This window comes from Ideonella sp. FW305-24 (assembly GCF_058788035.1).
On the sequence record NZ_JBYTAI010000001.1, the window covers coordinates 371961 to 396925 of the forward strand.

The 24965-nt window shown below is 66.5% G+C and carries 21 protein-coding genes; 7 read left to right on the plus strand and 14 right to left on the minus strand.

The features are described from left to right. Nucleotides 1–52 precede the first annotated feature (52 nt). Complete coding sequence (locus tag AC3WR5_RS01615; protein ID WP_492482592.1) at nucleotides 53–658, plus strand: ATP-dependent Clp protease proteolytic subunit; 606 nt, start codon at nucleotides 53–55, stop codon at nucleotides 656–658. Between the two features lie 3 nt (nucleotides 659–661). Here the strand turns inward: AC3WR5_RS01615 and AC3WR5_RS01620 are convergent, their stop codons facing one another. Genes AC3WR5_RS01620 through AC3WR5_RS01635 form a run of 4 tightly spaced genes read right to left on the minus strand, consistent with a single transcriptional unit; the run spans nucleotide 662 to nucleotide 5610 of the window. Next, nucleotides 662–1834, minus strand: coding sequence for a lipocalin-like domain-containing protein (locus tag AC3WR5_RS01620; protein WP_492481334.1), 1173 nt, complete (start codon nucleotides 1832–1834; stop codon nucleotides 662–664). Then, the gene (locus tag AC3WR5_RS01625) at nucleotides 1834–4389 is read right to left on the minus strand and encodes an FtsX-like permease family protein (protein WP_492481336.1); all 2556 of its coding nucleotides are present in this window, start codon (nucleotides 4387–4389) and stop codon (nucleotides 1834–1836) included. The genes AC3WR5_RS01620 and AC3WR5_RS01625 overlap by 1 nt, the downstream gene beginning before the upstream one ends. Next, complete coding sequence (locus AC3WR5_RS01630) at nucleotides 4379–5086, minus strand: ABC transporter ATP-binding protein (protein ID WP_492481338.1); 708 nt, start codon at nucleotides 5084–5086, stop codon at nucleotides 4379–4381. The genes AC3WR5_RS01625 and AC3WR5_RS01630 overlap by 11 nt, the downstream gene beginning before the upstream one ends. Nucleotides 5087–5088: 2 nt before the next feature. Beyond that, nucleotides 5089–5610, minus strand: a complete 522-nt coding sequence (locus AC3WR5_RS01635; protein ID WP_141287359.1) for a DUF1993 domain-containing protein — start codon at nucleotides 5608–5610, stop codon at nucleotides 5089–5091. 265 nt (nucleotides 5611–5875) lie between these two features. Here AC3WR5_RS01635 and AC3WR5_RS01640 point away from each other — a divergent pair, with 265 nt between their 5' ends. The 5 genes from AC3WR5_RS01640 to AC3WR5_RS01660 all read left to right on the plus strand — a co-directional run bounded on the left by AC3WR5_RS01640 (nucleotide 5876) and on the right by AC3WR5_RS01660 (nucleotide 10425). Further along, nucleotides 5876–7156, plus strand: a complete 1281-nt coding sequence (locus AC3WR5_RS01640) for an NAD(P)/FAD-dependent oxidoreductase (RefSeq protein WP_141287358.1) — start codon at nucleotides 5876–5878, stop codon at nucleotides 7154–7156. 176 nt (nucleotides 7157–7332) lie between these two features. Next, a complete protein-coding gene (locus AC3WR5_RS01645; protein WP_492481341.1) occupies nucleotides 7333–8280 on the plus strand; it encodes a hypothetical protein in 948 nt (315 codons plus the stop codon). Between the two features lie 21 nt (nucleotides 8281–8301). Continuing rightward, nucleotides 8302–8589 (plus strand): hypothetical protein, encoded by a 288-nt coding sequence (locus AC3WR5_RS01650; protein ID WP_492481343.1) that lies wholly within the window; start codon nucleotides 8302–8304, stop codon nucleotides 8587–8589. 85 nt (nucleotides 8590–8674) lie between these two features. Next, nucleotides 8675–9475: a peptidoglycan-binding protein gene (locus tag AC3WR5_RS01655; RefSeq protein WP_492481345.1), complete on the plus strand. Its 801-nt coding sequence runs from the start codon at nucleotides 8675–8677 to the stop codon at nucleotides 9473–9475. Nucleotides 9476–9510: 35 nt separating this feature from the next. Next, on the plus strand, nucleotides 9511–10425 hold the full coding sequence (locus tag AC3WR5_RS01660; protein ID WP_492481347.1) for a pyridoxal-phosphate dependent enzyme: 915 nt from the start codon (nucleotides 9511–9513) through the stop codon (nucleotides 10423–10425). A 15-nt stretch (nucleotides 10426–10440) separates the two neighbouring features. Here AC3WR5_RS01660 and AC3WR5_RS01665 read toward each other — a convergent pair whose 3' ends face one another. From AC3WR5_RS01665 to alaS, 10 genes are all read right to left on the minus strand, one after another. Beyond that, nucleotides 10441–12618, minus strand: coding sequence for a prolyl oligopeptidase family serine peptidase (locus AC3WR5_RS01665; RefSeq protein WP_492481349.1), 2178 nt, complete (start codon nucleotides 12616–12618; stop codon nucleotides 10441–10443). A gap of 474 nt (nucleotides 12619–13092) precedes the next feature. Further along, nucleotides 13093–13632: a GNAT family N-acetyltransferase gene (locus AC3WR5_RS01670; protein ID WP_492481351.1), complete on the minus strand. Its 540-nt coding sequence runs from the start codon at nucleotides 13630–13632 to the stop codon at nucleotides 13093–13095. A gap of 40 nt (nucleotides 13633–13672) precedes the next feature. Next, nucleotides 13673–14161 carry a VOC family protein gene (locus tag AC3WR5_RS01675; RefSeq protein ID WP_492481353.1) on the minus strand — a complete coding sequence of 163 codons (489 nt, stop codon included), beginning with the start codon at nucleotides 14159–14161 and terminating at the stop codon, nucleotides 13673–13675. Then, nucleotides 14094–14522: a hypothetical protein gene (locus tag AC3WR5_RS01680; protein ID WP_492481355.1), complete on the minus strand. Its 429-nt coding sequence runs from the start codon at nucleotides 14520–14522 to the stop codon at nucleotides 14094–14096. Before AC3WR5_RS01680 ends, AC3WR5_RS01675 begins: the two co-directional genes overlap by 68 nt. A 198-nt stretch (nucleotides 14523–14720) precedes the next feature. Continuing rightward, nucleotides 14721–15194: an NUDIX hydrolase gene (locus AC3WR5_RS01685; RefSeq protein WP_492481357.1), complete on the minus strand. Its 474-nt coding sequence runs from the start codon at nucleotides 15192–15194 to the stop codon at nucleotides 14721–14723. 177 nt (nucleotides 15195–15371) lie between these two features. After that, nucleotides 15372–15716 carry a DUF3024 domain-containing protein gene (locus AC3WR5_RS01690; RefSeq protein ID WP_492481359.1) on the minus strand — a complete coding sequence of 115 codons (345 nt, stop codon included), beginning with the start codon at nucleotides 15714–15716 and terminating at the stop codon, nucleotides 15372–15374. Between the two features lie 612 nt (nucleotides 15717–16328). Next, the gene (locus AC3WR5_RS01695) at nucleotides 16329–17321 is read right to left on the minus strand and encodes a hypothetical protein (protein ID WP_492481361.1); all 993 of its coding nucleotides are present in this window, start codon (nucleotides 17319–17321) and stop codon (nucleotides 16329–16331) included. A gap of 174 nt (nucleotides 17322–17495) precedes the next feature. Continuing rightward, the gene (locus AC3WR5_RS01700) at nucleotides 17496–17957 is read right to left on the minus strand and encodes a hypothetical protein (protein WP_492481363.1); all 462 of its coding nucleotides are present in this window, start codon (nucleotides 17955–17957) and stop codon (nucleotides 17496–17498) included. A gap of 409 nt (nucleotides 17958–18366) precedes the next feature. Beyond that, nucleotides 18367–19758, minus strand: coding sequence for a group II intron reverse transcriptase/maturase (ltrA, locus tag AC3WR5_RS01705; RefSeq protein ID WP_492481365.1), 1392 nt, complete (start codon nucleotides 19756–19758; stop codon nucleotides 18367–18369). A 450-nt stretch (nucleotides 19759–20208) separates the two neighbouring features. Next, nucleotides 20209–22836: an alanine--tRNA ligase gene (gene alaS, locus AC3WR5_RS01710; protein WP_492481367.1), complete on the minus strand. Its 2628-nt coding sequence runs from the start codon at nucleotides 22834–22836 to the stop codon at nucleotides 20209–20211. Nucleotides 22837–23044: 208 nt separating this feature from the next. Between alaS and AC3WR5_RS01715 the strand changes: the two genes are divergently transcribed. Beyond that, the gene (locus AC3WR5_RS01715) at nucleotides 23045–24931 is read left to right on the plus strand and encodes a M48 family metallopeptidase (RefSeq protein ID WP_492481369.1); all 1887 of its coding nucleotides are present in this window, start codon (nucleotides 23045–23047) and stop codon (nucleotides 24929–24931) included. Nucleotides 24932–24965: the final 34 nt, after the last annotated feature.

Sequence of the window (24965 nt, forward strand, 5' to 3'; positions counted from 1 at the left end):
ACGGCTGATCCGTTTCACCGACATGTCCGACACAGGAGTTCAGATGGAACACATGGAAAGCGATCCTAACGCCACGCCCGCCTCGGCGGCCGGCGACCCACGCAGCACCTTCATGGAGGAAAAGGCCTTTCGCTCGCGCACCGTGCTGGTCTTCGGCCAGATCAACGACAGCAGCGCGGCCGACACGGTGCGGCGTTTGATCGCGCTGGACGCGGAATCCAACGCGCCCATCGACATGCTGGTTTCGTCGCCCGGCGGCCACCTGGAGTCGGGTGATGCGATCCACGACATCGTGCGTTTCATCTCGGCGCCGGTGAACATGATCGGCACCGGCTGGGTGGGCAGCGCGGCCACGCACCTGTACCTGGCCGTGCCGCGCGAGCGCCGCTTCTGCCTGCCGCAGACGCGCTTCCTGATCCACCAGCCCAGCGGCGGCGCCGGCGGCCAGGCGACCGACATCGCGATCCAGGCCAAGGAGATCGTGCGGGCCCGCGAGCGCATCGCCCGCATGATCGCCCGCGAAACCGGCCAGCCGCTGGACACGGTGATGCTCGACATCGAGCGCGACCGCTGGATGTCGGCCGAAGAGGCGCAGACCTATGGCCTGGTCTCGCGCATCATCGAACGCCGCAGCGACCTGCCTGCCGCCAAGGCTTGACGCTCACAGTGCCAGCCGGCCGGCACGGCCCGTCATCTCAAGGTAGCCCAGGCCCAGCCGGCGGCCTTGCTCGTCGCGCAGCACGGACAGCCCCTCCCAGTAGACGGTGCCGGTGCTGGCACGGCTGTCCAGTTCCTGGGCGTCCAGCAAGGCCTCGACCTGGAAACGGCCGACGGGCGTGTGCAGCGTCCATTGCACCGGGTAGCTGGCCCCGGAGTCCGGGCTGCGCCAGCGACGGCCGGGCTCGAAGCGCAATTCGCCGGGCTGGAAAGTGCGCTGGCGACCTTGGGGGTCGCGCCAACTGCCGCCGGCCCACACCGGCGACGCCTGTTCGTCTTGCTGCCGCATGCGAAACAGCATCAGCGCACTGCCGTCGTCCAGGTTGAAGCCCACCCAGTCCCAGCCGACCGCCTCGGGCGCGAGGTAGGCGTTGCTCCATTCATGGTCCATCCAGGCCCTGCCCTGCACCGGATGCAGCCCCGCCCCCACGCGCAGCTTGCCCTGCACCACCAGTTGCGGCAGGCTGTAGTAGTGGCTGGCCTCGCCAGGCAGCGGGCCCTTGCGCGAGTAGCCAGCCTCGCCCTGCAGCATCACCGGCTGGGTGGGTGCCAGCTGCAGGTCCAGGCCAAAGCCCTCGGCCGGCAGGTGCGCCTGCCAGCGCTCGCTCGCCGGGTCGCGCTGCAGCTGCCAGTCGGCCGTGCGCAGCCGGGCCTCGCCCCGATCCGCACGGGCGCGCGAGCCGGCGTCTTCGCCGTTCCAGCGCACCATGCGCTGGTCGTGCAGGTGGCGCGCCGGCTGGCCTGGCTGGCCCAGGTCCCCCAGATCAGTCAGTGCCGCGTGGGCAAACAGGACCTGGCGCGGCGCGAGTCGCCCGGGCAACTGTTCCGCCAGGCCGGTGCGGGAGCGGAAGAAGGTGATCTGGAAACCCCAGCGCGGCGCCGCTGCCTTGCCCTGAGCGGGCAATGTGCCTGCTGCTTCAAGATGGCCTGTGAGGTACCACCACTCGGTGCGCGCACCCGGATGGCTGCCATGGTCCGACGGAAAGCGCAACACACGGTCAGGGCGCACCTCGTCAACAGCGGCATCCGGCGAAGCAGCCGCGGCCGCGCCCGCCCAGGCCGGCGCCAGCAACGCCAACAAGCCTTGCCGCCGATTCCACAAGCGAGTGGCTTGCATCACCAGTCCTCCTTCACCGCGCGCACCGCATCGGCGCTGAGCGCATGCCGGGCCGCCCAGGCGCTGGTGGCCAGGCCGGCCACCAGCACCGCTGCCGCCAGGCCGCCCACCTGGGCCAGCGGCACCCGAAGGGGCATGGTCCAGTGGAAGCTCTGCGGGTTCACCACGAACACCAGCACCGCGCTGATCGCCAGCCCCAGCGCCACGCCTACCACCAGGCCCGCGCCCAGCCAGCCCAGCGTCTCCATCAAGACCAGGCGCAGCACCTGCGAACGCGTCAGCCCCAGGTGCGCCAGCAGGCCGAACTCGCGCCGCCGCGCCAGCACCTGGGCCGACAGGCTGGCCGCCACGCCCGCCAGGCCGATGGCGATGGCCACCGCCTGCAGGTAGCGCGTCACCGCGAAGCTGCGGTCGAAGATCTGCAGCGACACCGCCTTGAGCTGCACCGTGCTCGCAAAGCCCAGGGCCTGCGGCGCGCCGCCCAACTCGGCCACCAAGGCCGACACCTGGTCGCGCACGGCTTGCTGCGCCTGGGCAGGCGCCAGCCACAGGGCCAGGTCATTGAGCCGGGTGTCGCCGGTCAGCCGCTGGTAGTCCTCCAGCGCCATCACCAGGCTGCCGAACTGGCGGGCGTAGTCACGCAACACGCCGCGCACGAAGACCTTCACCGTGCGGCCGTCGCGATCCAGCAGCGGCAGCGCCAGCAATTGCCCAGGCTGCACGCCGTACAGCGTGGGCACCGCTTCGCTGACGAACACACCCACCTGGCCTGCCGGCGCGGGCAGCGCCAGGCCCACCAGCGGCAGGCTGCGGGCAGGGTCCTCGCCCAGCGTGCGGGCCTGCAGCCAGACCTCGGGCTGCTGCGCGCTGAGCGACAGCGGCAGGCCACGGCCGGCCGCCACCCGCTGCACACCGGGCAGGGCCTGCACCCGGGCCACCAGGCCGTCCGGGAAGCTGGCCGAGCCGGTGCTGCCGCCACTGCTGGCGCGCACATAGAGATCGGCCGGCAGCACCGTCTCCAGCCATTCGGTGACGGCATCACGGAAGCTGGCCACCATCACCGTCAGCGCCACGCTGAGTGCCAGGCTGGCCACCACGCCGGCCACGGCGGCAGTGGCAGTGGCCCGCTGGTGGCGTGCCCGCTGCAGGGCCAGCAGCAACAGCGGATGGCGTGCCGGCCGGGCGCTGCGCTCGCCCAGCAGCGCCCGCACGACCGCAGGCACCAGCGCAATGCCGCCGACCAGCCAGGCGGCCACTGCGGCATAGGCGGCCAGCGGCAGGTCGCCCAGCGGCGGCAGCAGCGCCAGGCCCGCCCCGGCCAGCAACAGCAGCAAGCCGGGCCAGACGGGCGGCGCCTCGCCGTACTGCCCGCCCAGGCCCTTGAGCGCCTGGGCAGGCGCCAGCCGGGCCGCGCGCGTCGCCGGCCATGCGCCGCCCACCAGCGCCGCCGCCAGGCCGAGGCCGGCACACACCGCGGCGGCGGGCCAGGAAAACTGCAGCTGCGGCGCCCCGCCGGAAAAATAGCCGCCGCCCAGGTCCCCTGCCAGCCAGCGCAGCGCCAGTGCCGCCATGCCGGTGCCCAGGCCCACGCCCAGCAGGCCGGCCAGCAAGCCCGTCGCCGCGCATTCCTGCAGCACCAGCCGGCGCCGGCCCGCGGCATCCAGGCCCAGCACGCCCAGCAGCGCCAGCGCAGGCGTGCGCTGCGCCACGGCCAGGGACACCACCGAAAACACCAGGAAACCGCCCACCACCAGCGCCACCAGGGCCAGTACCGTCAGGTTGACCCGGTAGGCGCGGGACAGGTTGGCCACGCGCTGGCGGTCGTCGTCCGCCTCGCCCCAGTGGCTGCCGGGCGGCAACTGGCCGTCCAGTGCCTTGCGCAGGGCCTGCGGCGCCGTGCCCGGCGCCAGGCGCAGGTCGATGCGCGAGAGTCGCCCTCCCCAGCCAAAGGCCTGCTGCGCCGAAGCCACGTCCATGACCAGCAGCGGCGCACCGCCTGCCGCCACCCGGCCGGCCAGACGCCAGCGCATTGGCCTGCCTTGGGCGAGCAAGGCAATCTCGCGCGCGCCGGGGGCCAGCGCCTGCACCAGCGCGGCGTTGGCAAAGCCGAGCGCCGGGTCCAGCACGGCCAGCCGGCCGGCACTGTCGTCCGGCCGCGGCATCAGCTCCGGCGCCACGGTGTAGACCTGCAGCGCATCCAGCCCCACCACCCGCACCGTGTGCACCTGGCCGTTCAGCCCCAGCGCCTCGGTGCTGAGCTCCACGCGCGGGTGCGCCAGGCGCACGCCGGGTTGATCGGCCAGCCGGTCCAGCCAGGCCTCGTCCATGCCGCCGGGGCCGGCGACCAGGCTCAGGTCCGGCTCGCCATTGGCCGAATGCACGGCCGACGAAAACTCCGCCAGCGCCGATTCATTGATCAGGTGCACCGACAAGGCCAGCGCCACGCCCAGCGCCACGCTGAGCAGGGCCGAGAGCTGCCGCCACGGGTGGCTGCGCCACTCCGCCAGGCTCAGGCGCCACAGGCGAGCGCCGCCGGCCGCGCGCTCAGGCGGCATCGCGCATGCCGGTGGCGTGCAACTGCAGCACCCGGTCGGCCCGCGCCGCGGCGCTGTGCGAGTGCGTCACCAGCAGGCAGGCCGCACCTTCGCGCTGCACCTGCTGCTGCAGCAGGTCCAGGATGCGGGCGGCCGTGTCCGGGTCCAGGTTGCCGGTGGGCTCGTCGGCCAGGATCAGCGGCGGCCGGTGCACCAGCGCGCGCGCAATCGCCACGCGCTGCAGTTGCCCGCCTGACAGTTGCGAAGGCATGCGCCCACCCAAAGCGGCCATGCCCACGTCGTCCAGCATCTGCTGCACCCGCGCCGGGTCGGGCCGGCCCAGCAGCATCAAGGGCAGGCCGATGTTGTCGGCCACGCTGAGGTGGGGCAGCACGTGGAAGGCCTGGAACACAAAGCCCAGCAGCTCGCGCCGCAGCCGGGCCTGTTCGGGCTCCGGCAGCTGGTGCACCGGCCGACCCGCCAGGCTGACGCTGCCTTCATCGGCGCGGTCCAGGCCGGCGATGCAGTTGAGCAGCGTGGACTTGCCCACGCCGGACTCGCCGCGCAGCGCCACGAACTCGCCCGCGGCGATCTGCAAAGACACGCCACTGAAGACGGGCAGTGCGCCGTATCGCTTGCCCAGGCCCGACACCTGCAGCAGCGGGCCGGCGCCAATCGCGGTGGCCCTTGCGTCGAGTTCTGCGGGCTTGGGCGGCATCCTCAGGCAGCAGCACTGGCGCCAACCAGGTAGTCCTGCTTGCCCAGGTCCACGCCGTTGTGGCGCAGGATGGCATAGGCGGTGGTGACGTGGAAAAACGCGTTCGGCATGGCCCAGTGCTTCAGGTAGGCCTCGGCCTTCATCGTGCGGGTGCGGTCCTTGCCGACCGGGAAGGTCACGTCGGTCTCTTCCTTGCCGTCAATGGCACTGCCGGGCACCGTGTCCAGCCAGGCCAGCGTGCGGTGGATGCGCTGCTTCAGCTCGGGCATGGTCGTCTCGTTGTCGTCGAACTTCGGCGCTTCCAGGCCGGAGACGCGGGCAATGCCCAGCTTGCTGGCATCGCAGGCAATGCGCACCTGCGAGGACAGCGGCAGCATGTCGGGCGCCAGGCGCATGCCGACGAAGACATTCGCATCGAACTTGCGTGCTTGCGCATTGGCAATCGCCTTGTCCAGGCAGTGATCGAGGTTGCGCAGCACGCTCTTGAAGACGGGCAGGCTGGCGGAAGACAGGGTAATGGACATGGGAGTCTCCTGGTGTGGGTTGACTGGCCGGGCCAGCTTCTGAAGTGGCCTGCGCTTGAGTGGCCGCGATCATAAGCATGCGCGCTTTCTGCTGCCGGCGTTGGCCGATCACCCGTGGTGGCGGCCGGTCATCGCGGCGTTTGCGTACGCCATTGGCCGGCCTCTGGCAAACGCGAAGCACCAGCCAAACAACAGTGAAGCGACTGGGCGATGCGGCCATGCATCTGTCGTTCCAATGGGCGCCCGCCTCTGTTACAACGCGCCCATGCACTACGACATCGTCATCCTGGGCGGAGGCGCCGGCGGGCTGGAGCTGGCCGCGCAATTGGGGCGGCAGCTGGGCCGCCGCGAAGGCCGCGACAAGGTCCTGCTGGTCGACCGCTCGGTCTTCCACATCTGGAAGCCCACGCTGCACGAGGTGGCCGCCGGTACGCTGGATGCGCACCAGGAAGGCCTGTCCTACACCATCCTCGCGCGGCGCAACCACTTCGGTTTCGCACTCGGCGAGATGCGCGCGCTGGACCCCGTGAAGCGCCAGATCACGCTGGCGCCGCTGCTGGACGAAGAGGGCCGCGCGATCGCCCCCGAGCGCCAGATCAGCTTTCGCTGGGCGGTGCTGGCCGTCGGCAGCGGCTCGAACTTCTTCGGCACGCCAGGCGCCGAGCATGCCTACGTGCTGGAACAGGCGCAGGACGCCGAGCGCTTCCGCCGCCACCTGCTGGCTGCCTTTGCGCGGGCTTCGTTTTCGCCGCAGCGCTCGCTGGGCGTGGCCATCGTTGGCGGCGGCGCCACGGGCGTGGAGCTGTCGGCCGAGTTGATCGAGGCCCACAACGAGCTGCTGGACGGCCTGGGCAAGGGCCAGCGCTTCCGGCTGGACATTAGCATCGTCGAGGCCGGCCCACGGCTGCTGGGCGGCCTGCCAGAAAAGATCTCGGGCCAGGCCACCACCGCGCTGGAGCGCAAGCAGATCAAGGTCATGACCGGCACCCGCGTGCTGGAGATCAAGCCCGGTGCGCTGCAGACCTCGCAGGGCGAAGTGCCGGCCGACCTGATCGTCTGGGCCGCAGGCATCAAGGGCGCAGACGCCAACACCACACTCGGCCTGGCGGTGAACAAGGCCAACCAGTTCATCGTCAACGAGCACCTGGAAACCTCGGTGCCCGGCATCTACGCGATGGGCGACTGCGCCGCCTGTCCCTGGCAGGACGGCAAGCTGGTGCCGGCCCGCGCCCAGGCCGCCCACCAGCAGGCCAGCTACCTGCTGAAGGTCTTCCACGGTCTGCTGCGCGAGCGTCCGCTGGCCGCCAGCTTTGTCTACAAGGACTTCGGCTCCCTCGTCTCGCTGGGCGACAACAAGGGCGTGGGCAACCTGATGGGCGGGCTGTCGGGCCGCAACTTCTTTGTTGAAGGCCTGCTGGCCAAGTGGATGTACATCTCGCTGCACCTGATGCACCACCGCGCCATCGTCGGCCTGGGCAACACCGTGGTGCTGGCGCTGGCGCGGCTGCTGCAACGGCGCGTTTCGGGGCGGCTGAAGCTGCACTGACGAGCCGGCACGCCGACCGGGACAGGGCCCGCTCCCCACTTAATGGGGACGCGCGGCCACGCCAATCGCTGCAAACTGCGGCAGCGCGCACGAACACCACCCACAAGCGCCGCCAACCCGCCCACGCGGGACACCCCACGCAGTTCAGCCCTGGCTCCGGCCAGGAAGGCAGACACATGCGAACCCTGCGACAAGCGCGCGGCGCCCTTTCGGGTCTTGGTCTAGGTCTTGTCCTGCTCACACCGCTGGCCGGCTGCAGCAGCCTGCAGCAGGTCGGCGGCCCGGCGCCCATCGGCCTGAGCGAGCTGCAGCGCAACAAGCTGCTCACCGCCACCGACGACTTCGACGTCAGCCAGGCCATGGGCGACGCCAATGCCGATGCGACCAAGCGCCGCGAGCTGCGCAACGCCTACATCGCCAACCGCCTGGTGCTGATGGACGTGGCCTTCCTGAACTACCTGCGCACGCTGACCACCGACAAGCACACGCTGGACGCCGCCAGCGAAGGCACCGTGCTGGGCCTGAGCGTGCTGGGCACCTTGATGAACGCGACCCAGGCCAAGGAAAACCTGGCCGCGCTGGTCGCCACCATCACCGGCCTGAAGGCTGTCGTCGACAAGAACTTCTTCGACAACCGCGGGCTGGACGCGATTGCCTCGACCATGGTGGCCAAGCGCAAGGAGGTGCTGGCTCGCATCCTGGTCGCCCTGCCCGGCAGCGCGGAGGCCTACCCCTTGGTGGCCGCGCGCAACGACCTGAACGACTACTACCTTGCCGGCACCATGGACGGTGCCTTCCTGACCATCCAGGCCGAAGCCAACAAGCGCGACGAGGCCGCCAGCAGGAACCTGAGCCAGACGCTGATGGTGGCCAACACGATGGAGAACCTCAGCAGCACGACCTTGGCCAGCAAGCGCAGCCTGACGCTGGCGCTGGGCGCCCCCACCGCCACGCTGGAAGCGGTGACGGCCGCACTGACCGCGCTCAGCGTGCCAAGCGATCAACTGCCCGCCGCCAAGGATGCGGCCGTCGCCCTGCTTCAAAAGTACGTGCGCGAGGCCCGCACCCAGGTGCAGATCGACGCCCTGGCCGCCATCTTCCGCAACGCCGGCCTGACGCCGTGAGCCCATCTTCAGGAGACGCCAATGAACGACGACATCTACCTGGTCGAGATCATCCGCGATGACCTGGCCGGCTACACCAACCGCGTGGCCAACGAAGAGGCCGGCGCGTCGGAATTTGTCGACAACCGCGTCAGCGTGGACGCCGGCATCGCCACCAACCACGCGAGCTTCAAGGTGCTGCCGCCCGGCCAGCTGCCGGACCCGCCAACCTTCGTGAAGCTGGGCAGCCTGCCGGCCGGCAAGCAGCCCAGCTGGACCGGCGTGCTGCTGATTGCCGGGCTCAACGTCGCGGCACAGATGTTCCGCTGAGAACCCGCCTGGTCATTCCAGCCTGCGTCGCCGATGGCCGGCGACAGCGCAGGCTCATCCGACACCGGCCTTGGGAGACAGCAAGATGAGCACCACCCTGCGCATGGGCGACCGCGGCCCCGACGTGAAGCAGCTGCAGCTGGCACTGAAAGGCAAAGGCTTCAACCCTGGCGAGCCGGACGGCGACTTCGGCGTGGCCACCGAGCAGGCCCTCATCGGCTTCCAGAAAAGCCGCAACCTGCTGGCCGATGGCGTGGCCGGCCCGCGCACGCAAGAAGCACTGGAGCTGGCGGCGGACAGCACGCTGCCTGATGCGACCACCGGCATGTCGGTGCAGATCGCCGCGCAGATGTGCCCGGGCGCACCGCTGGCCAACATCAAGACCCACCTGCCGGTGGTGCTGCAGTCGCTGGCCGACGGCCAACTGCACGACAGGCCAATGGTGCTGATGGCCATCGCCACCATCCGGGTCGAGACCGCCGGCTTCCTGCCGATCAGCGAGGGCCAGTCGCGCTTCAACACCTCGCCTTCCGGCCAGCCGTTCGACCTCTACGACTTCCGCAGCGACCTGGGCAACCACGGCAAGGGCGACGGCGAGCGCTTCAAGGGCCGCGGCTTCATCCAGCTGACCGGCCGCAGCAACTACCAGGAATTCGGCCCCAAGCTCAAGCCCGCGCTGGATCTGGAAGCCCACCCCGAGCTGGCCAACGCAGCCCAGGTCGCGGCCGACCTGCTGACGCTGTTCCTCGGCAGCAAGGAGCGCCAGATCAAGCAGGCCTTGCTGCGGCAGGACTATGCCGAGGCGCGCCGGCTGGTCAACGGCGGCCACCACGGCGTGGACGACTTCACGCAGGCCTTCAAGACCGGCAACGCATTGATGCCCTGAGCCACGCCGACCGCCGGCGCTTCGATAATCGGGCCATGCCCCTTCACATCGAAACCCCGCTGGTCACCTCCCGCCCCTTGAGCCTGGCCGCCGGCCGCCAGGTCAGGCTGAAGCTCGAAGCCCTGCAGCCGCCGGGCTCGTTCAAGATCCGCGGCATGGGCGCGGCTTGCGAGTGGCACGCCAGCCGCGGCAAGCGGCGCTTCATTTCGTCGTCTGGCGGCAATGCCGGCATCGCCGCGGCCTATGCCGGCCGCGAGCTGGGCATTGCGGTCACCGTGGTCGTGCCGGAGACGAGCACCGCGCATGCCCGCGAACTGATCCGTCAGCAGGATGCCGAGCTGATCGTGCACGGCAAGGCCTGGCACGAAGCCAATGCGCTGGCCATGAGCCTGCTGACCGAGCACGACGCTTTCCTGCACCCCTTCGACGACCCGCTGCTGTGGACCGGCCACGCCACGATGATCGACGAGGCGGCACGCCAAGGCGACAGGCCCGACGCGGTGCTGCTGTCGGTGGGCGGTGGCGGGCTGATGGCTGGCGTGGTCGAAGGCCTGCGCCGCAATGGCTGGGGCGACGTACCGGTGATCGCCGTCGAAACCATCGGCGCCGACTCCTTGAACCAGGCCGCGCAGGCCGGCGAGCGCATTGCGCTGGACGCCATCACCAGCATTGCCACCTCGCTGGGCGCCAAGCAGGTTTGCGAACAAGCCTTCTCGCTGCTGCAAAGCCACCCGGTGCGCTGCGTCACCGTGACCGACCAAGCCGCACTGGCCGCCTGCGAACGCTTCCTGGACGACCACCGCATCCTGGTTGAGCCCGCCTGCGGCGCCAGCCTGGCGCTGGCCTATGCCAATGCACCGGCGCTGGCCGACTTCCAAAACGTGATGGTCATCGTCTGCGGCGGCGCCACCGCCACGGTGGACCAGCTGCGCGCCTGGCGCGCCAGCTGAGCCGCAGCGAAGTTTTCAGGGCTTCGGCTGGTGCGCCGCAGCCCCCGTCTGCCAGAGGATGAAGGCATCGGTGTCGGCCGCTTCGGCGTCCTGCTGGGCGCGGGTGGAGCCCATGCCGTGGCCAGCGTCGAAATCCACCCGCAGCAGCACCGGCTTGCCGCTGGTGCTGGCGGCCTGCAGGCGCGCGGCCATCTTGGCCGGGTGGAACGGGGCGACGCGCGGGTCGGTGACGCCGGTGGTCAGCAGCACCGCGGGGTAGCGCACGCCGTCTTTCACGGCCTGGTAGCTGTCGATGCCCTTGAGCGCGCGGTAGCCGGCCGGGTCGGCCAGGCTGCCCCACTCGGGCTCTTCGCCGTAGCCGTTCTGCTCGGCCACGTAGCGCAGCGGGTTGTGCCAGCCCACGCCCGAAACCACCGCTGCGAACAGGTCCGGCCGTTCGGTCAGCGCCATGCCCATGGCAATGCCGCCGGCGGAACGGCCGCCAATGGCCAGGTGCTGCGGCGAGGTGTAGCGCTGGGCGACCAGGTCTTCGCTGATGGCGATCAGGTCGCGCCAGGTGTTGGGCTTGTTCTCCAGCTGGCCGGCGCGGTGCCAGTCACGCCCATATTCGCCGCCGCCACGCACATGCGCATAGCCCATCACCGCGCCCTGGTCCAGCAGCGCCAGTGCGCGGCCGACAAAGGACGGCGTGTAGCCCGGAATGCCGTAGCTGCCATAGGCCTGCAGGAAGGTCGGCGCGCTGCCGTCCCGTGGCAGGCCCTTCTTGTAGACCACGTCGTAGGGAATGCGGGTGCCGTCTTTCGCGGTCGCGAAGCGGCGCTCCGAGGTGTAGGGGCTGGTGTCGATGGCCGGACGCGGGGTCAGCCCGGTGTCGGTCACCTGGCCGCGGGCGCTCACCGCCCACACGCCGGCAGGCTGCAGCCAGCCGGACAGGCCACACAGCAGGCCGTCTTCATCGGCATTGGCCGACAGGCCGCCCAGTGTGCCGTCAAAAGGCAGCGCGACCTGTGTGAGCTTGCCGTCGGCGCCCAGGCGCTGCAGCCGGCCCAGGCCGCCGTCCATGCCCTTGAGGTACAGGCCGTCCTTGGCCCTGGCCATCTGCTGCAGCACCAGGCTGCTCTCGGCCACCACTTCCCTGGCAGTGGCCAGGTCCGGCGCGCGCGCCGAGGTCTGCAGCACGCGGCCACGCGGGTGGCCGTGGTTGGCCAGCAGGTAGAGCTTGTCGCCCTGCAGGTTGAAGCCGGTGACCTCGTCTTCAAAGCCGGCCACCGGTTGCCAGCGTGGCTTGCCGGCCAGCAGCTCCTGCCGCGTTGCAATGAACAGCGCCACCTCGGGCCGCACGTCGCTGAGCATCAGCAGCACATAAGGGCCGTGCGCCGAGCTGAGCAGCGTGGGCGACTGGATGCGCTCGAAGGCCGGCGAGCCGGCGCGGCCGCGGGCCACCAGCACCGGGTCGTTTGCCGGGTTGGTGCCCAGGCGGTGAAAGCGGGCGCGTGAATCCAGGAAGCGCTCCGGCGTGTCCACCTTGCCGGTCAGCTGGTTGTAGAAGAAGCCGCTGCCGTCCGGCAGCCAGCTGGGGCTGGCGTTCTGGGTGTCGGTGATGCGCTCGGGCAGGTCACGGCCGGTGGCCAGGTCCAGCACATGCAGCGTGGAGTCCTCGCTGCCGTCCTGCGACAGGCCGTAGGCCACGTGCCGGCCATCCGGCGAAGCTTCCCACCAGTCCAGCGAGGTGTGGTGGCCGGCGCGGTCCAGCTGGGTCGGGTCCACCAGCACGCGGGGCTGGCCCTTGCCGTCGCGCACGAAAAGCGAGAAGTTGTTGGCCCCTGCCGGGCGCTGCAGGTAGAACAGCTTGCCGCCGTTGCGATGCACCTGGCCGGTGGCCACCGAATCGCCCGAGACCTGCTGGATGCGGGCCAGCAGCGCAGCGCGGCCGGGCAGCTCGCTCAGCACCGCGCGGGTGTGCGTGTTCTGCCCCCTGAGGAAAGGCAGCCAGTCGGGGTCCTGGTCGTCTTCCATCCAGCGGTAACGGTCCAGGACCGTTTCGCCGAAATAGGTGTCTGTGACCGCACGCACCTTCGCGACGGGCGCGGGCGGCGCCTCGTCCAGCGCAGCGTGAACAATGGTGGCTGCCAGCGGCAGGCTCAGCGACCAGGCCAGGCGAACAGCGCCAGCCAGGGTACGGCTTTGGATCATGCGGAGGACGTGAAGACAGGAATGGGAACCCGCGATGGTAGGCGAAGCCGGCCCATGCCCTCACGCGCGACTTGCTTCCGGCGTCCGGAAGTCTCAGGACGGGGGTGCGCCGACCGGCGCAGCGTTCCCTCAGGCGCATCCGGCGACAGTTGCCGATTCAGGCAGCGATGCGAACCGCCACGGCCCAACGCGGGCCAGCCGATGCGAAGCCGGCCCCGGGGCCTGCTGATGCCAGCGCAAGGATCAGGCGCCGCGCTTTGGCGAGGTCGTCGAACCCGCGCCTTGAAGCTCCTGTTCGGTCGGCGGCGCGATCCACACGTCTTAGGCTGGCGGTGGACCGCGCAAGGAACTCGTGCGCCACGGCTTTGTTGTGCTCGGTGTTCATTGGAGCGGGTTCTCCATGCCTTACAAGGCGCGGATGCGTTGGCCACGCATGCTGCGACGCCTCGACGTTCGAGGTCAAACGGCTACGCGTCATTCCACCATTGCACGACGAATCGGCGCTGAGCGGCTTCGGTACAAGCTACGTCGAAGCTCCCCGAGCAAGAAGGTAAGACGAACCAATGGACCATAGACTTCCGAATATTCGAAGCCGGACACAAAGAAGCCCAGCTTGAGTTTTGCGATGATCACCGCGTTGTTGTTCGCCGCATGCCGCGACAGAATGGCGACATGACCATGCGACCTTGCATGCTCAATGACCAATCGCGTGAGCTCTGAGTAAATTCCGTGGCGCCGCTCCACGGGAGCAACCCCTGAATTGATCATGTGAAAGTGATTCGCGCCTTCGGAACGGGCAAATGTCCAACCGACGAGGGAGTCACCACGGAAAGCACCAATTCGGAGGGCACCTTCTTCAATGAATGCTGGCGTTGCCGACCGTGCAGCCGCTTCCGCGTTCAGGACCTCAGTGAGCAATTCAGACGCCTCATAGTCCGCGAACGCATCTCCCGCCAGCTTGGCGAACGCCGGCTCGGGGAACCTGTCTACGACGCGGAAGATGATGTCGTTCATGAGCTGACACCGAGCGCCCAACGCCCAGATTTGACCGGCCTCACTCGTGCGACTTGCAATTGCAGAGTTCGAATTCGTGACCACCGGGTGATGCCAGAACAATGCTGTTCATCTTGGGATTGCTCAGCCCGTCGAGGATCACGACCGCACCCGCGCCCTTTGCTCGATCAATGGTGGCCTTCATGGCACCTTCGTCGACTTCCAGAACTGGAACGCTGCTGCAGCCCACAAGCTCTTCGCCAAAATCATTCAACAGAAACCCTAGCCTCTGGCCCGCGATCAGGAACTCAGACCAATGCGAACTCGACTTGGTGGGTTCCTGTTCAAGGAGCACTCGCCAGAATTCAACTTCTGCTTGCATGTCCTTGACTTTGAAGTATGAGGATCGGATGCGCATGGTCGGGGCCGATCTGCCGAAGGCGAATTCCCTTGACGGAGGGTGATCAGCCGATGTGGCCGAGCTAGAAGCACTGAGCATCATTGGGGTTCTCGGCCACACGGCAACTCCACTGGAACAACTCAGCGCCATTCTTCATGGAACGGCGGAACCTGGCTGCGGGCTGATTGGCGATGGCGTCAGGGAGCGGCAACTCAGCTTTGACCCCCGATGTGTTTTCGTAGAAGTTGACGAAGCAGGTGCGCTCAGGCGGACACAACCTGGCCAACTGAAGCTTGTAGGCCGAGAAATCTCTCGCCTGCTCTTTGGGAACGATCACGACTTGAACCAGGCCCTGCACGCCGACCACCTGCCACGATGACGAATCATCTGACTTGACGCTGGCGGAGCCCAGCATCGCGAGCACGCCCGCGAGCAAGGACACCGCGCGATGGCCCGTCGCTTTGGAGCTTTGGAAGTGACACACAGCCTTTCCTATGATGGCTTCATCCATTGCCAGATCTCCAAGCGAAAGGAGCAATCCTCAACCGGTGCCATTAGATGCAGGCTGCACCATTTCGTCAACTTGACCGGCACAGGGGAAGTCCACGCCGATTCTGACCGTGGGCATTGGTCTTGCCAAGAACGTTTTTGCCGTGCATGGCGTAGGTGAGCCTGGGCATCCTGAACTTAAAGGAATTTTTGGAACTCATCAATACTCTCGCTGAACGGCATGTGAGAAGACGAGCGGATTGGCTGTGAGAGAGACCTGGAGAAAGGTTGGTCTTAGATTGATCGCAGCCAGATCTTCAAGCGCGAACCAGCGAAATTCCAGATTCAGGTGGCTCTCCAAGCCGCAGTAGTTTCGAGCCTTGTCGAGGTGAACTGAGGTCTCGGCAAGTGATACGAGGAAGTAAAAACCAATCTCATGGTTGCGGCGGCCCGCGAGATCAAAGAAGTTCTCTGCTATGTGTAGAAGTTGGCCGCATTCAACTTCCTCTCCGAGCTCTTCCTTCATCTCTCTGACGATCGTAGCTGATGCCTCCTCGCCCACTTCGACTCGGCCACCCGGGAGAGCCCAGTATTCGTCGCCTGGCGCTCGATGAAGCAGCACGTACCCGGAATGAAGGACGATCGCGGCGGCACGAACCTGGAATCGCTGACCTTGGAGATCGACTGAAATCATGAGGTCTATTGCAGTGTGAGGATCAGGTCTTGCAGTCCAATATTGCCCGCACGGCGCGAGCGCGAAGGGGAGGTCGAAGGCATTTGGTCACCATCCCATAACGCACGCCCTCGCGTGCGAAGAGAAATCGCGATGTGGGAATGCGAGATCTGATCCCATTTTTCATGGCTCGTTGGCTTAGCCAAAGAAGCACCCGAACTCGTCTGCTCCGACGATGGAAAAGAACTGATCAATGGACTTGGCCTCGCTGGTTTCATATGGGTGCCATGTTAAATTTCCACGCATCCAATAGACCTTCCACAAGTTGCGACTACGGACATATGTGGCCTTTGCAAAAGGCCGCCTCGTGATTTCAGATGGACGATCCCATTGCGGACGCACTTCGAGTAACTCTAACGACTGCCCCTCAATCTGGTACTCGTAGTCAAGTTGTGAGCGAACGTGCGCTGGCGGGCGATGTTCGGCCATGAATGTCGCCGCGGCTTTTTCGATGCGCTTGAGATCGACTTCGTTGAAAGACATTTCAATTTGAGAAGAGTTGCTTGGCTGGATTTTGAGCCATTCCAGCCCAGCTGGCGCGTTGGTGCCGACCTGACCGCATTGGACAAGGCGCTGCGCGGGCTGGTCAGCGCGGGTCGATGGCTGCCTGCATGTGGTCTACGAGGCCAGCCCCCTGCGGTTTCGTGATCTGGCGGTACCTGAGCCGGCAAAGGTTGATTTGCGAGGTGGTTGCGCCCGTACCGTGAGCCACAAGGGGTTGGATCGCACTCGTGCGAAGCCACAGACCTGTGCGGCCGGCTCGACCGGCTGCTTGAATTGGACGCGGTGGGGAACAGAGGGTTTTCTGGGGCTGCGAACGCAGCCAGGGGCCAGTGCCGCAAAGCGCCTGAGCCTTGATCCTGATGCGGCGCAACCAATCTTCGAGAACCAAGTGTGCAGTGACCTCAACGGCTGGGAATGCAGGCTTTGGCTGAAAAAACGCGGGGACGGCCGCAGAAGCCTGCGCGTCCCTATTGACGGAGGCGGCTAATGGGTGACCCCATTTTCCGCCATGAGACCGCTTGCCCGTGCCGTGAATTGGATTGCTAGCCTATGAATTTTCACTGCCTTGTACTTGTTGACTGGCACACTTGCCTAGAACGCCGGGCCAGAAAGGTCTGGGGCGTCAGAGCCGGAAGACAGGTTCATTATGTTGAAAAAACTTCGACGCTCAGTCGGGTCATGAAGGTCAAAGTTGGCAATATGGTGGTGGCCTGGCTTCCGCTCAGTAGAAAGTAGGCGAGCATTTAAGTCTTCCGTGTTTAACTCAACAGTTAGTGCTCCGAAATCAATACTGTAAACCTCATCGAGGATCTTCTGATCTGGATGAGGAAATCTATTTTTATATTTTTCGTTGTATAGCGGTTGAAAATATTTAATGAGGGCCGCTTCTATAAGAGCAATTTGCAAATCCTCCGTGATTTCATTTTTCTGCCTGCGCAACGCCCCCATCAAATCCCTATCGTCTTCAAGACGCAGCGATTTGTCTCGACCGTCAAAAGTGATCAACGCTTGCGGCGATTCGTATTGCGCAAGTAGCAGCAAAATTTCTGACTCAGGCGAGTCACCGCTCAAATCTGCCAAGACTTGTTGAAGTGTGGAATGGCTTTGTAGTCGATCCTTCGCAGAGCGTCGCCCCCCGGCATAAGACATTCCCACGTACTGGACTTCCAGATCTCGCACTGCCTGATCATCTACCTGATCGCAGATCATGCACATGAGGTGTGCCGGTATCGATGTCGCAACTTTGCCATCGCGAATGAGCGAAAGCCTCGTATGAGGATATTCGCTAATCTCCACGCGCTCCGCATTGGGCTCGCCTTGAAGGTGAAATGAGAAGTCGTGAGGCACGCCGTTGACGGAGTACCTCATCTTGCCGACTGTCTTGCCATCCGCAATCACGATAGAGTCTGGGGCATATGAAACTCGTGGACGCTTCACGATGAGGTAGATGTGGCAATCTTCAGCAAGTTGGGTGTGCTGCGGTGATTGTTGATCAATGTTCCGGATGTCCTTTGGATGCACAAGCATCACCCCACCTGAGCAAAAGGCAAGTGCGATCTCAGTTATATGTTTGCGTTTTGTCATGAAGATGATTGAGGACAGTTGCCTATGAAACCTAACGCCCAAAGTAAGCCGCACCGGAGCGCGAAGCGCGCAGGGAACCCACAGCGAAGCTTGTGGGTGTCGGCTTGACCAAACAATTAGGCTGGCGAGCAGTAGAGGCCAGGGTTGAACACTCGGCAGCCGCAAGCCAAATACTCATCTAATGCTTTCCTCTTGCAATGTCGCTTCAAGACATAGCGCTTTGATTGCAGGCAAGACCCTGTTCAGTACAGAAAACAGCAAAGTCGTTTGTGGCCATACGACGTAGCCAGTAGTGATGTACTCATGCTCTTTTGGTTGGTATGTCTTGTTGAGAAGCTCTATCGCGGCGCGCTCTTCATCAGGAAAAATCACGAAATTAGAGAAGCCCAGGCTTTCCGCTCGGGCCAGAGCCTTCTTAAGGTCGTGGCCCATGAGCTTCATAGAGCGAAGCTCCTCAAGCGGGACACCTTTGGCAAGAAGAAATGCTTTCAGGCCCAGCTCAATGCCATGCCCGAGCAAGTAATACCTAGGTGCAGGAATATCCATATCGCTTTTGGCGATGGCCTCTACTGCTTCAGCGGCCCGCAGATACTCGCTGGCAAAGCGCCAAGTTCCGAATGCTGTTGTGCGATTCATCGTGGGATTCCGAGAAGCCTAACTTCTTATCGGGCGACAGTTTTACTACATAACATCTGCCACCGTCTCCATAAAATCGGATCGTCAGGTGGACGCAAGTTCGCATCGGCATTGATTTTTTCAGTGGCTGGGCCCGTGTCATTCATTGCTAAATTCCCGGCGAAAGAAGCAGTCCTCATGCGGTCCCATTGGATGCAGGCGGCGCCATTTCGTCAACCTCTCCCGGACGGATGCTGCACCTTCGCTACGCCGCGCCTTACGAGGAAAAATCGAGTTAGCGTCGACTCGCCATTTGGCTCGGAGAGTCCCCGCACCCCAAAAATCGGCATAGGGGGCCTCCACTCAAGGAGGCACCCCTGCCACACCACCCGGCATGCGGGTCCGCACCGGGCGGTTCGAGAGTTTGAGGTCAGGGGAGTCTGGGGACGCCCAGTCGGTCGAAGTGGGCGATGGGCAACACGATCTTGAGCAGGCGGTCGCTGTTGCGCCACCAGCGGCGGCTGTTGGCCGCCACCCGCCTTGCAACCGTTTCCCCCGCACCCAGCGCCTTGAGTTCACGGTACATGGTCGTCGGCCGCTTCCAGTGCTTGAGCTGGATCGCCCGCAGGCGGTGACGCAGCCACTCGTCCAGCCTGCGCCAGACTTTGGGCGTTTGCGCCAGCCCGAAGTAGGCTTTCCAGCCCAGCAGGTACGGCCTCAGCCGCTGCACCACTTGCGCCATGCTGCTGCCGCCTGAACGACGTGTGAGTTGCCTGATGCGGGCCTTGAAGTTGTCCATGGCCTTGCCGGCCACAGCACATTTGACTTCGTGCCCCTTGGCCAGCCACAGCTCGTAGCCCAGGAACTTTCGCCCGAAGGCGTTGCCCACCGCGCTCTTGGCTTCGTTGATCTGAAGCTTGAGCCCGGCGTACAGCTTCCTGAGGTAGACCATCACCCGTTGGCCGGCCTTCAGGCTGCCCACGTAGACGTTGCAGTCATCCGCGTAGCGCGCGAAGCTGTAGCCCCGCGCCTCCAGCGCCTTGTCTACCTCGTCCAACAGCACGTTGGCCAGCAGCGGCGACAGCGGCCCGCCTTGCGGCGTGCCCAGGTGGCGTTCGACCACCACCCCACCCCCCATGATCCCGGCGTCCAGGTACGCCCGCACCAGCCGGAGGATTCCGGCATCGTCGACGTGCCTGCGTAGCCGGTCCATCAGGATGTCGTGGTTGACCCGGTCGAAGAACTTGGCCAGGTCCACGTCCACCACCACGCTCTTGCCCGTTTGCACGTACGCCCGCGCGGCCTTGACCGCGTCGTGCGCCCGTCGCCCAGGCCTGAACCCGTGGCTGTGGTCGCTGAAGGTCGGATCGATCAGCGGCTGGAGCACCTGCAACAGCGCCTGCTGGATCAGCCTGTCCAGCACCGTGGGGATGCCCAGCTCGCGCTGGCTCCCGTCGGGTTTGGGGATCATCACCTTGCGCACCGGCAGTGGCCGGTACGTCCCTGCCAGCAGCGCCTGGCGTGTCTGCAGCCAACTCGCTCGCAGCAGGTCGGCCGTCTGCTCGATGTCGAGCCCGTCCACGCCGGCCGCTCCCTTATTGGCCTTCACGCGCTTCCACGCTGCCTGCAGGTTCTCCCTCGTCAGCGCCGCTTCCAGCAAGCCTCCCGGGCCTGCCTTCGCCTTTGCCAACCCTGTGCCCTGGTGTTCACGGGGCGGGCCGCAGGCTTCGTCGCTGGCAGGTTCCCGCGTAGCTTCACCGCGCGCTACGCCCACCCGCCCGGGTTTCCCCAGCATCTGACGCTTAGCCTTTGACATCCCCATGTCCTCGGTCACTCACTCTCGTTCGGCCCTTCGCCCTTTTGGTCCCGCCTCATCGGCCCCCGACTCGGACTACTACGGCCTCTGCTGACTTCTCGCTCCGGCACAGCCGTCGCCCTTTCAGGCGCAAGGCGAGATCTCCCCAGGTAAGAACGCACTCCTTCGCTGCACAACCGCCGGATTTACGCCGCCTGACCCTTGATCACGAGAGCTTCGCGGTTGCTTGCCCGCTCGCCCTGGTCGGCTCCGCCTTCTATCCGGTTCTTGTCCATCGGCTCGCAGCTTCGCTCCACGCTTCCTCCCCACACTCGGTCACCCTCGTGCAGTTGCGCTTCACTTCGTTCGTCGTGATCAACTTACGGCGGGACTTGCACCCGCAAGAGTGCGCCCATGCTGGGCGCACAAACAAAAACCCGCCGAAGCGGGTTTTTGAATGAGGTTTGCGGCACAGGTTCAGAGGCGCTCAGCCACCCACGCTTGAACGCCCGCCAGCGCAGCCGGCAAGGCCGCAGCATCCGTGCCGCCAGCCATCGCCATGTCCGGCTTGCCGCCGCCCTTGCCGCCCACTTGCTGGGCCACAAAGTTCACCAGTTCGCCGGCCTTGAGCTTGGAGATGGTGTCTGCGGTGACGCCTGCGGCGATCTGGACCTTGCCGCCGTCAACTGCAGCCAGCACGATGGCTGCGGTTTTCAGCTTGTTCTTGAGCTGGTCCATGGTGGCGCGCAGCGTGGCGGCGTCTGCGCCTCGCAGGGTGGCGGCGAGGACCTTGATGCCCTTGATGTCCACGGCTTGGGCGACGAGTTCGTCGCCCTGGCTGGAGGCGAGCTTGCCCTTCAGGGAGGCGACTTCCTTTTCCAGGGCGCGCAGATGGTCCTGCAGGCTGCCGATGCGGCTGCTCAGCTCAGCCGGTGCTGCCTTCAGCGAGGCGGCCACTTCGTTGACCGTGTGCTCCAGGCTTTGCAGGTAGGCCAGCGCGTTGGCGCCGGTGACGGCTTCGACGCGGCGGATGCCGGCTGCCACGCCGCTTTCACCGACGATCTTGAACAGGCCGATGTCGCCGGTGCGCTGCACGTGGGTGCCGCCGCACAGCTCCTTGGAGCTGCCGATGCTGAGCACGCGCACGGTGTCGCCGTACTTCTCGCCGAACAGCATCATCGCGCCGCTCTTCTGCGCGTCGTCCAGCGCCATCACTTCGGCTTGCGCCGCGGCGTTGGCCAGGATTTCGGCGTTGACCTTGGCTTCGACTTCCTTGATCTGCGCTTCGGTCATCGGCGCGGTGTGGGCGAAGTCGAAGCGGGTGCGTTCGGCATTGACCAGCGAGCCCTTCTGCTGCACGTGCGGGCCCAGCACTTCGCGCAAGGCCTTGTGCATCAGGTGAGTGGCGCTGTGATTGCGCACGGTGCGGGCGCGGTGCTCGGCGTTGACGCGGGCGGTGAAGGTGTCGCCCACCTTGACTTCGCCTTCGAGCACGCGGCCGTGGTGGCCGAACACATCGGCCTGGATCTTCATGGTGTCTTCCACCACCACGCGGGTGCTGGCATTGCGCAGCTCGCCGGTGTCGCCCACCTGGCCGCCGGACTCGGCGTAGAACGGCGTGTGGTCCAGCACGATGACCGCGTCGTCACCGGCGCGGGCCACGTCCACCGGGCTGCCGTCCACATAGACCTGCACCACGCGCGAGGCTTCGCGCAGCAGTTCGTCGTAGCCGTGGAAGGTGGTGGGCGAGCCGGTGTAGGCCAGGCCGGCGGCCATCTTGAACTTGCCGGCCGCGCGGGCCTGCTCGCGCTGGCGCGCCATCGCGGCGTCGAAGCCGGCCTGGTCCACCGTCACGCCACGCTCGCGGCAGACGTCGGCCGTCAGGTCGACCGGGAAGCCGAAGGTGTCGTGCAGCTTGAAGGCGGTTTCGCCGTCGATGACCTTGGTGCCCGTGGCCAAAGCGGCCTCCAGGATCTCCATGCCGCGCTCGATGGTCTGGAAGAAGCGCTCTTCTTCCTGCTTCAGCACGGCCGTGACCCGGGCTTCGCCCTGGCGCAGCTCGGGGTAGGCGTCGCCCATCTGGTTGACCAGCTCGGGCAGGATCTTGTGGAAGAACGGGGTGCGCGCGCCCAGCTTGTAGCCGTGGCGAATGGCGCGGCGGGCAATGCGGCGCAACACGTAGCCGCGGCCTTCGTTGCCGGGGATCACGCCGTCCACGATGGTGAACGAGCAGGCGCGGATGTGGTCGGCAATGACCTTCAGCGAGGCGCTGTCCTTGTCGCAGTCGCCCGCACCGGCGCCGTCAACGGCAGCCTTGGCGGCGGCCAGCAGCGCGACGAAGGTGTCGATCTCGTAGTTCGAGTGCACGTGCTGCAGCACCGCAGCCAGGCGCTCCAGGCCCATGCCGGTGTCCACCGAGGGCTTGGGCAGCTTGTGCATCACACCGTCTTCGGTGCGGTTGAACTGCATGAAGACGTTGTTCCAGATCTCGATGTAGCGGTCGCCGTCTTCGTCCGGGCTGCCCGGGGGGCCGCCGGCGATCTCCGGGCCGTGGTCGTAGAAGATCTCGGTGCAGGGGCCGCAGGGGCCCGTGTCGCCCATCATCCAGAAGTTGTCGGAGGCGTAGCGGCCGCCCTTGTTGTCGCCGATGCGGATGATGCGTTCGGCCGGCACGCCCACCACCTTGTGCCAGATGTCGTAGGCCTCGTCGTCTTCTGCGTAGACGGTGACCCACAGCTTCTCGGCCGGCAGCATGAACTTGGTCGTCAGCAGCTCCCAGGCGTAGCTGATCGCGTCATGCTTGAAGTAGTCCCCGAAGCTGAAGTTGCCCAGCATCTCGAAGAAGGTGTGGTGGCGCGCGGTGTAGCCGACGTTGTCCAGGTCGTTGTGCTTGCCGCCGGCGCGGATGCATTTCTGGCTGGTCGTGGCACGGGTGTAGGCGCGCTTGTCGAAGCCCAGGAACACGTCCTTGAACTGGTTCATGCCCGCGTTGGTGAACAACAGCGTCGGGTCGTCTCCGGGCACCACGGGCGACGAGGCCACGATGGTGTGGCCCTTGGACTCGAAGAACTTCAGGAAGGTCTGGCGGATCTCTGCGGCTTTCATCCGGGTCTTTTCTCGAGGGTCACGCCGAGTCTGGCGAAGCTTTCGATTATAGGTGGCGAGGGCCGGCCTTGCGGCCTGGGCAAGCCCGTGGCCCTCGGGCGCGGGCTGCCCAGGTTGTGCGGCAGGCAGGCCTCGTCACAAAATGCAGCCAAAGCGGAAAACCGCAAGTTCAACGAGGGTCCAAGAAGCTTGGCATGAGGGAGGAAAGATGGAAATCGAACGGTTCGAGCGCATGGTCGCGCGGCTGGAGGCCGAGAGCGCGGCCGCGCCCCGGCGCTACCAGCTCAAGGTGGCGCTGCTGGCACTGGCCGGCTTCGGGCTGCTGGGGCTGATCGGCCTGGGCCTCGGCCTGGGGCTGGTGCTGCTGGCCGGTGCGGTGGCTGCGGCCCTGTGGGTGGGTGGGGCGGCGGCCTGGCTGCTGTTGCTGAAGCTGGGCAAGCTGCTGCTGCTCGTGGCCATTCCGGTCTGGCTGCTGCTGCGCAATACGATGCGTGCACTGTTCGTGCGCCTGCCAGCGCCGCAGGGCCGCAAGCTGCAGCGCAGCGACGCACCGGCGCTGTTCGCCGCGCTGGACGACATGCGCCGCCGCCTGCGCGGCCCGGCGGTGCACCAGGTGCTGGTGGTGGACGGCATCAACGCGGCCATCGTGCAACGGCCGCTGTTCGGGCTGATCGGCTTTCCGCGCAACCACCTGCTGCTGGGTCTGCCGCTGCTGGAAAGCCTGTCGCCCGACGAAGCGATGGCCGTGGTCGCCCATGAATACGGCCACCTGTGCGGCGCACACGGCCGCTTCAGCGCCTTCATCTACCGGCTGCGCTTCAGCTGGGCCACGATCCAGGGCCACGCCGCCACCTGGCGCGGCTGGGCCGGTCGGCTGATGCAGCGCGCCGTGGGTGCCTACGCGCCCTACTTCAACGCCTACACCTTCGTGCTGGCCCGGGCCCAGGAATACCAGGCCGACGCAACTTCGGCCCAGCTCGTGGGCAGCGCCGCCGCAGTGGCAGCGCTCAAGCGCACCAACCTGGCCTCGGCCCACCGCTCGGGCTTCTTCGACCAACTGCTGGAAACCACGCGCGACCAGGCCACGCCGCCGCCAGACCTGGCGCTGCGCTGGGCGGCGGTCGCCACCCAGTTGCCTGCCGCCCGCACCGGCCCATGGCTGGACCGCGCACTGGACCGCTCGCCCGGCGCAATGGACACCCACCCGACGCTGCGCCAGCGCCTGCAGGCGCTGGGCGCGGACGGCGCCGAAGCGCAGGCCGCGCCCGCCCCGTTGGCCGGCCCTTCGGCGGCCCAGGTGCTGCTGGGCCCGGTGGCCGACACGCTGCGCAGCGAGTTCCAGCGCAGCTGGGCCGAAAACGCCGCCGAAGGCTGGGGCGAACAGCACGCCCAGTGGCAGGCCCGGCGCCAGCGCCTGGCCGAGCTCGAAGCCATGGCCGAGCGCGACAGCGACCAGCGCCTGGAGCTGCTGCGCCTGAGCATGGGCCTGCAGCCCGAGCTGGACCTGCGTGAGGCGTTTGCCGAGTTCAACCGCGAGCACCCGGACCATGCGCTGGGCCTGTTCCTCGAAGGCTCGGCCCGGCTGGCGCGGGACGATGCCGGCGGGCTGGAACAGTTGGAGGCCGCCATGCGCCTGGACGTGGAGGCCACGCGCGGCGCCTGCGAACGAGCGCATGCCTGGCTGATCGAGCGGAACCCGGCGGCCGCCAAGCCCTGGGCAGAACGCTGGCAAGCCCGCGCCGAGCTGGAAGCGCTGCGCCAGCAGCAACTGGACCGGCTGGACCCGAAGGGCAAGCTGCTGCCAGCCGAGCTGGCGGCGGACACGCGCGTGGCGATGGGCAAGCTGGTGGCCCAGCATGGCAAGGGCGTGCGCCAGGCATGGCTGCTGCGCCGCGAGATCCCGGCCGACCCGGCCTGCGAGGCCTACGTCATCGTGCTGCAGCTGGGCTGGTGGGTGCGGCTGCGCAACCAGGGCGGCCTGGCAGTGCAGGCACTGGCACGGCAGGAGTGGCCGATGCCGCTGCACCTGTGCCTGGGCCATCGCTTCCGCGCTTACCAGCGCACTGCGATGAAGATCGGCACGCGGCTGCGTTGAACTTCACGCTGGCGTGCGCCGATGCACGTCTTCG

Excerpts from the sequence above, each read along its gene's own strand:
- AC3WR5_RS01615 (WP_492482592.1), top strand. The coding sequence starts at position 53 with ATGGAAAGCGATCCTAACGCCACGCCCGCCTCGGCGGCCGGCGACCCA.
- AC3WR5_RS01620 (WP_492481334.1), bottom strand. The coding sequence starts at position 1,834 with ATGCAAGCCACTCGCTTGTGGAATCGGCGGCAAGGCTTGTTGGCGTTG.
- AC3WR5_RS01625 (WP_492481336.1), bottom strand. The coding sequence starts at position 4,389 with ATGCCGCCTGAGCGCGCGGCCGGCGGCGCTCGCCTGTGGCGCCTGAGC.
- AC3WR5_RS01630 (WP_492481338.1), bottom strand. The coding sequence starts at position 5,086 with ATGCCGCCCAAGCCCGCAGAACTCGACGCAAGGGCCACCGCGATTGGC.
- AC3WR5_RS01635 (WP_141287359.1), bottom strand. The coding sequence starts at position 5,610 with ATGTCCATTACCCTGTCTTCCGCCAGCCTGCCCGTCTTCAAGAGCGTG.
- AC3WR5_RS01640 (WP_141287358.1), top strand. The coding sequence starts at position 5,876 with ATGCACTACGACATCGTCATCCTGGGCGGAGGCGCCGGCGGGCTGGAG.
- AC3WR5_RS01645 (WP_492481341.1), top strand. The coding sequence starts at position 7,333 with ATGCGAACCCTGCGACAAGCGCGCGGCGCCCTTTCGGGTCTTGGTCTA.
- AC3WR5_RS01650 (WP_492481343.1), top strand. The coding sequence starts at position 8,302 with ATGAACGACGACATCTACCTGGTCGAGATCATCCGCGATGACCTGGCC.
- AC3WR5_RS01655 (WP_492481345.1), top strand. The coding sequence starts at position 8,675 with ATGAGCACCACCCTGCGCATGGGCGACCGCGGCCCCGACGTGAAGCAG.
- AC3WR5_RS01660 (WP_492481347.1), top strand. The coding sequence starts at position 9,511 with ATGCCCCTTCACATCGAAACCCCGCTGGTCACCTCCCGCCCCTTGAGC.
- AC3WR5_RS01665 (WP_492481349.1), bottom strand. The coding sequence starts at position 12,618 with ATGATCCAAAGCCGTACCCTGGCTGGCGCTGTTCGCCTGGCCTGGTCG.
- AC3WR5_RS01670 (WP_492481351.1), bottom strand. The coding sequence starts at position 13,632 with ATGAACGACATCATCTTCCGCGTCGTAGACAGGTTCCCCGAGCCGGCG.
- AC3WR5_RS01675 (WP_492481353.1), bottom strand. The coding sequence starts at position 14,161 with ATGGCGCTGAGTTGTTCCAGTGGAGTTGCCGTGTGGCCGAGAACCCCA.
- AC3WR5_RS01680 (WP_492481355.1), bottom strand. The coding sequence starts at position 14,522 with ATGGATGAAGCCATCATAGGAAAGGCTGTGTGTCACTTCCAAAGCTCC.
- AC3WR5_RS01685 (WP_492481357.1), bottom strand. The coding sequence starts at position 15,194 with ATGATTTCAGTCGATCTCCAAGGTCAGCGATTCCAGGTTCGTGCCGCC.
- AC3WR5_RS01690 (WP_492481359.1), bottom strand. The coding sequence starts at position 15,716 with ATGTCTTTCAACGAAGTCGATCTCAAGCGCATCGAAAAAGCCGCGGCG.
- AC3WR5_RS01695 (WP_492481361.1), bottom strand. The coding sequence starts at position 17,321 with ATGACAAAACGCAAACATATAACTGAGATCGCACTTGCCTTTTGCTCA.
- AC3WR5_RS01700 (WP_492481363.1), bottom strand. The coding sequence starts at position 17,957 with ATGAATCGCACAACAGCATTCGGAACTTGGCGCTTTGCCAGCGAGTAT.
- ltrA (WP_492481365.1), bottom strand. The coding sequence starts at position 19,758 with ATGGGGATGTCAAAGGCTAAGCGTCAGATGCTGGGGAAACCCGGGCGG.
- alaS (WP_492481367.1), bottom strand. The coding sequence starts at position 22,836 with ATGAAAGCCGCAGAGATCCGCCAGACCTTCCTGAAGTTCTTCGAGTCC.
- AC3WR5_RS01715 (WP_492481369.1), top strand. The coding sequence starts at position 23,045 with ATGGAAATCGAACGGTTCGAGCGCATGGTCGCGCGGCTGGAGGCCGAG.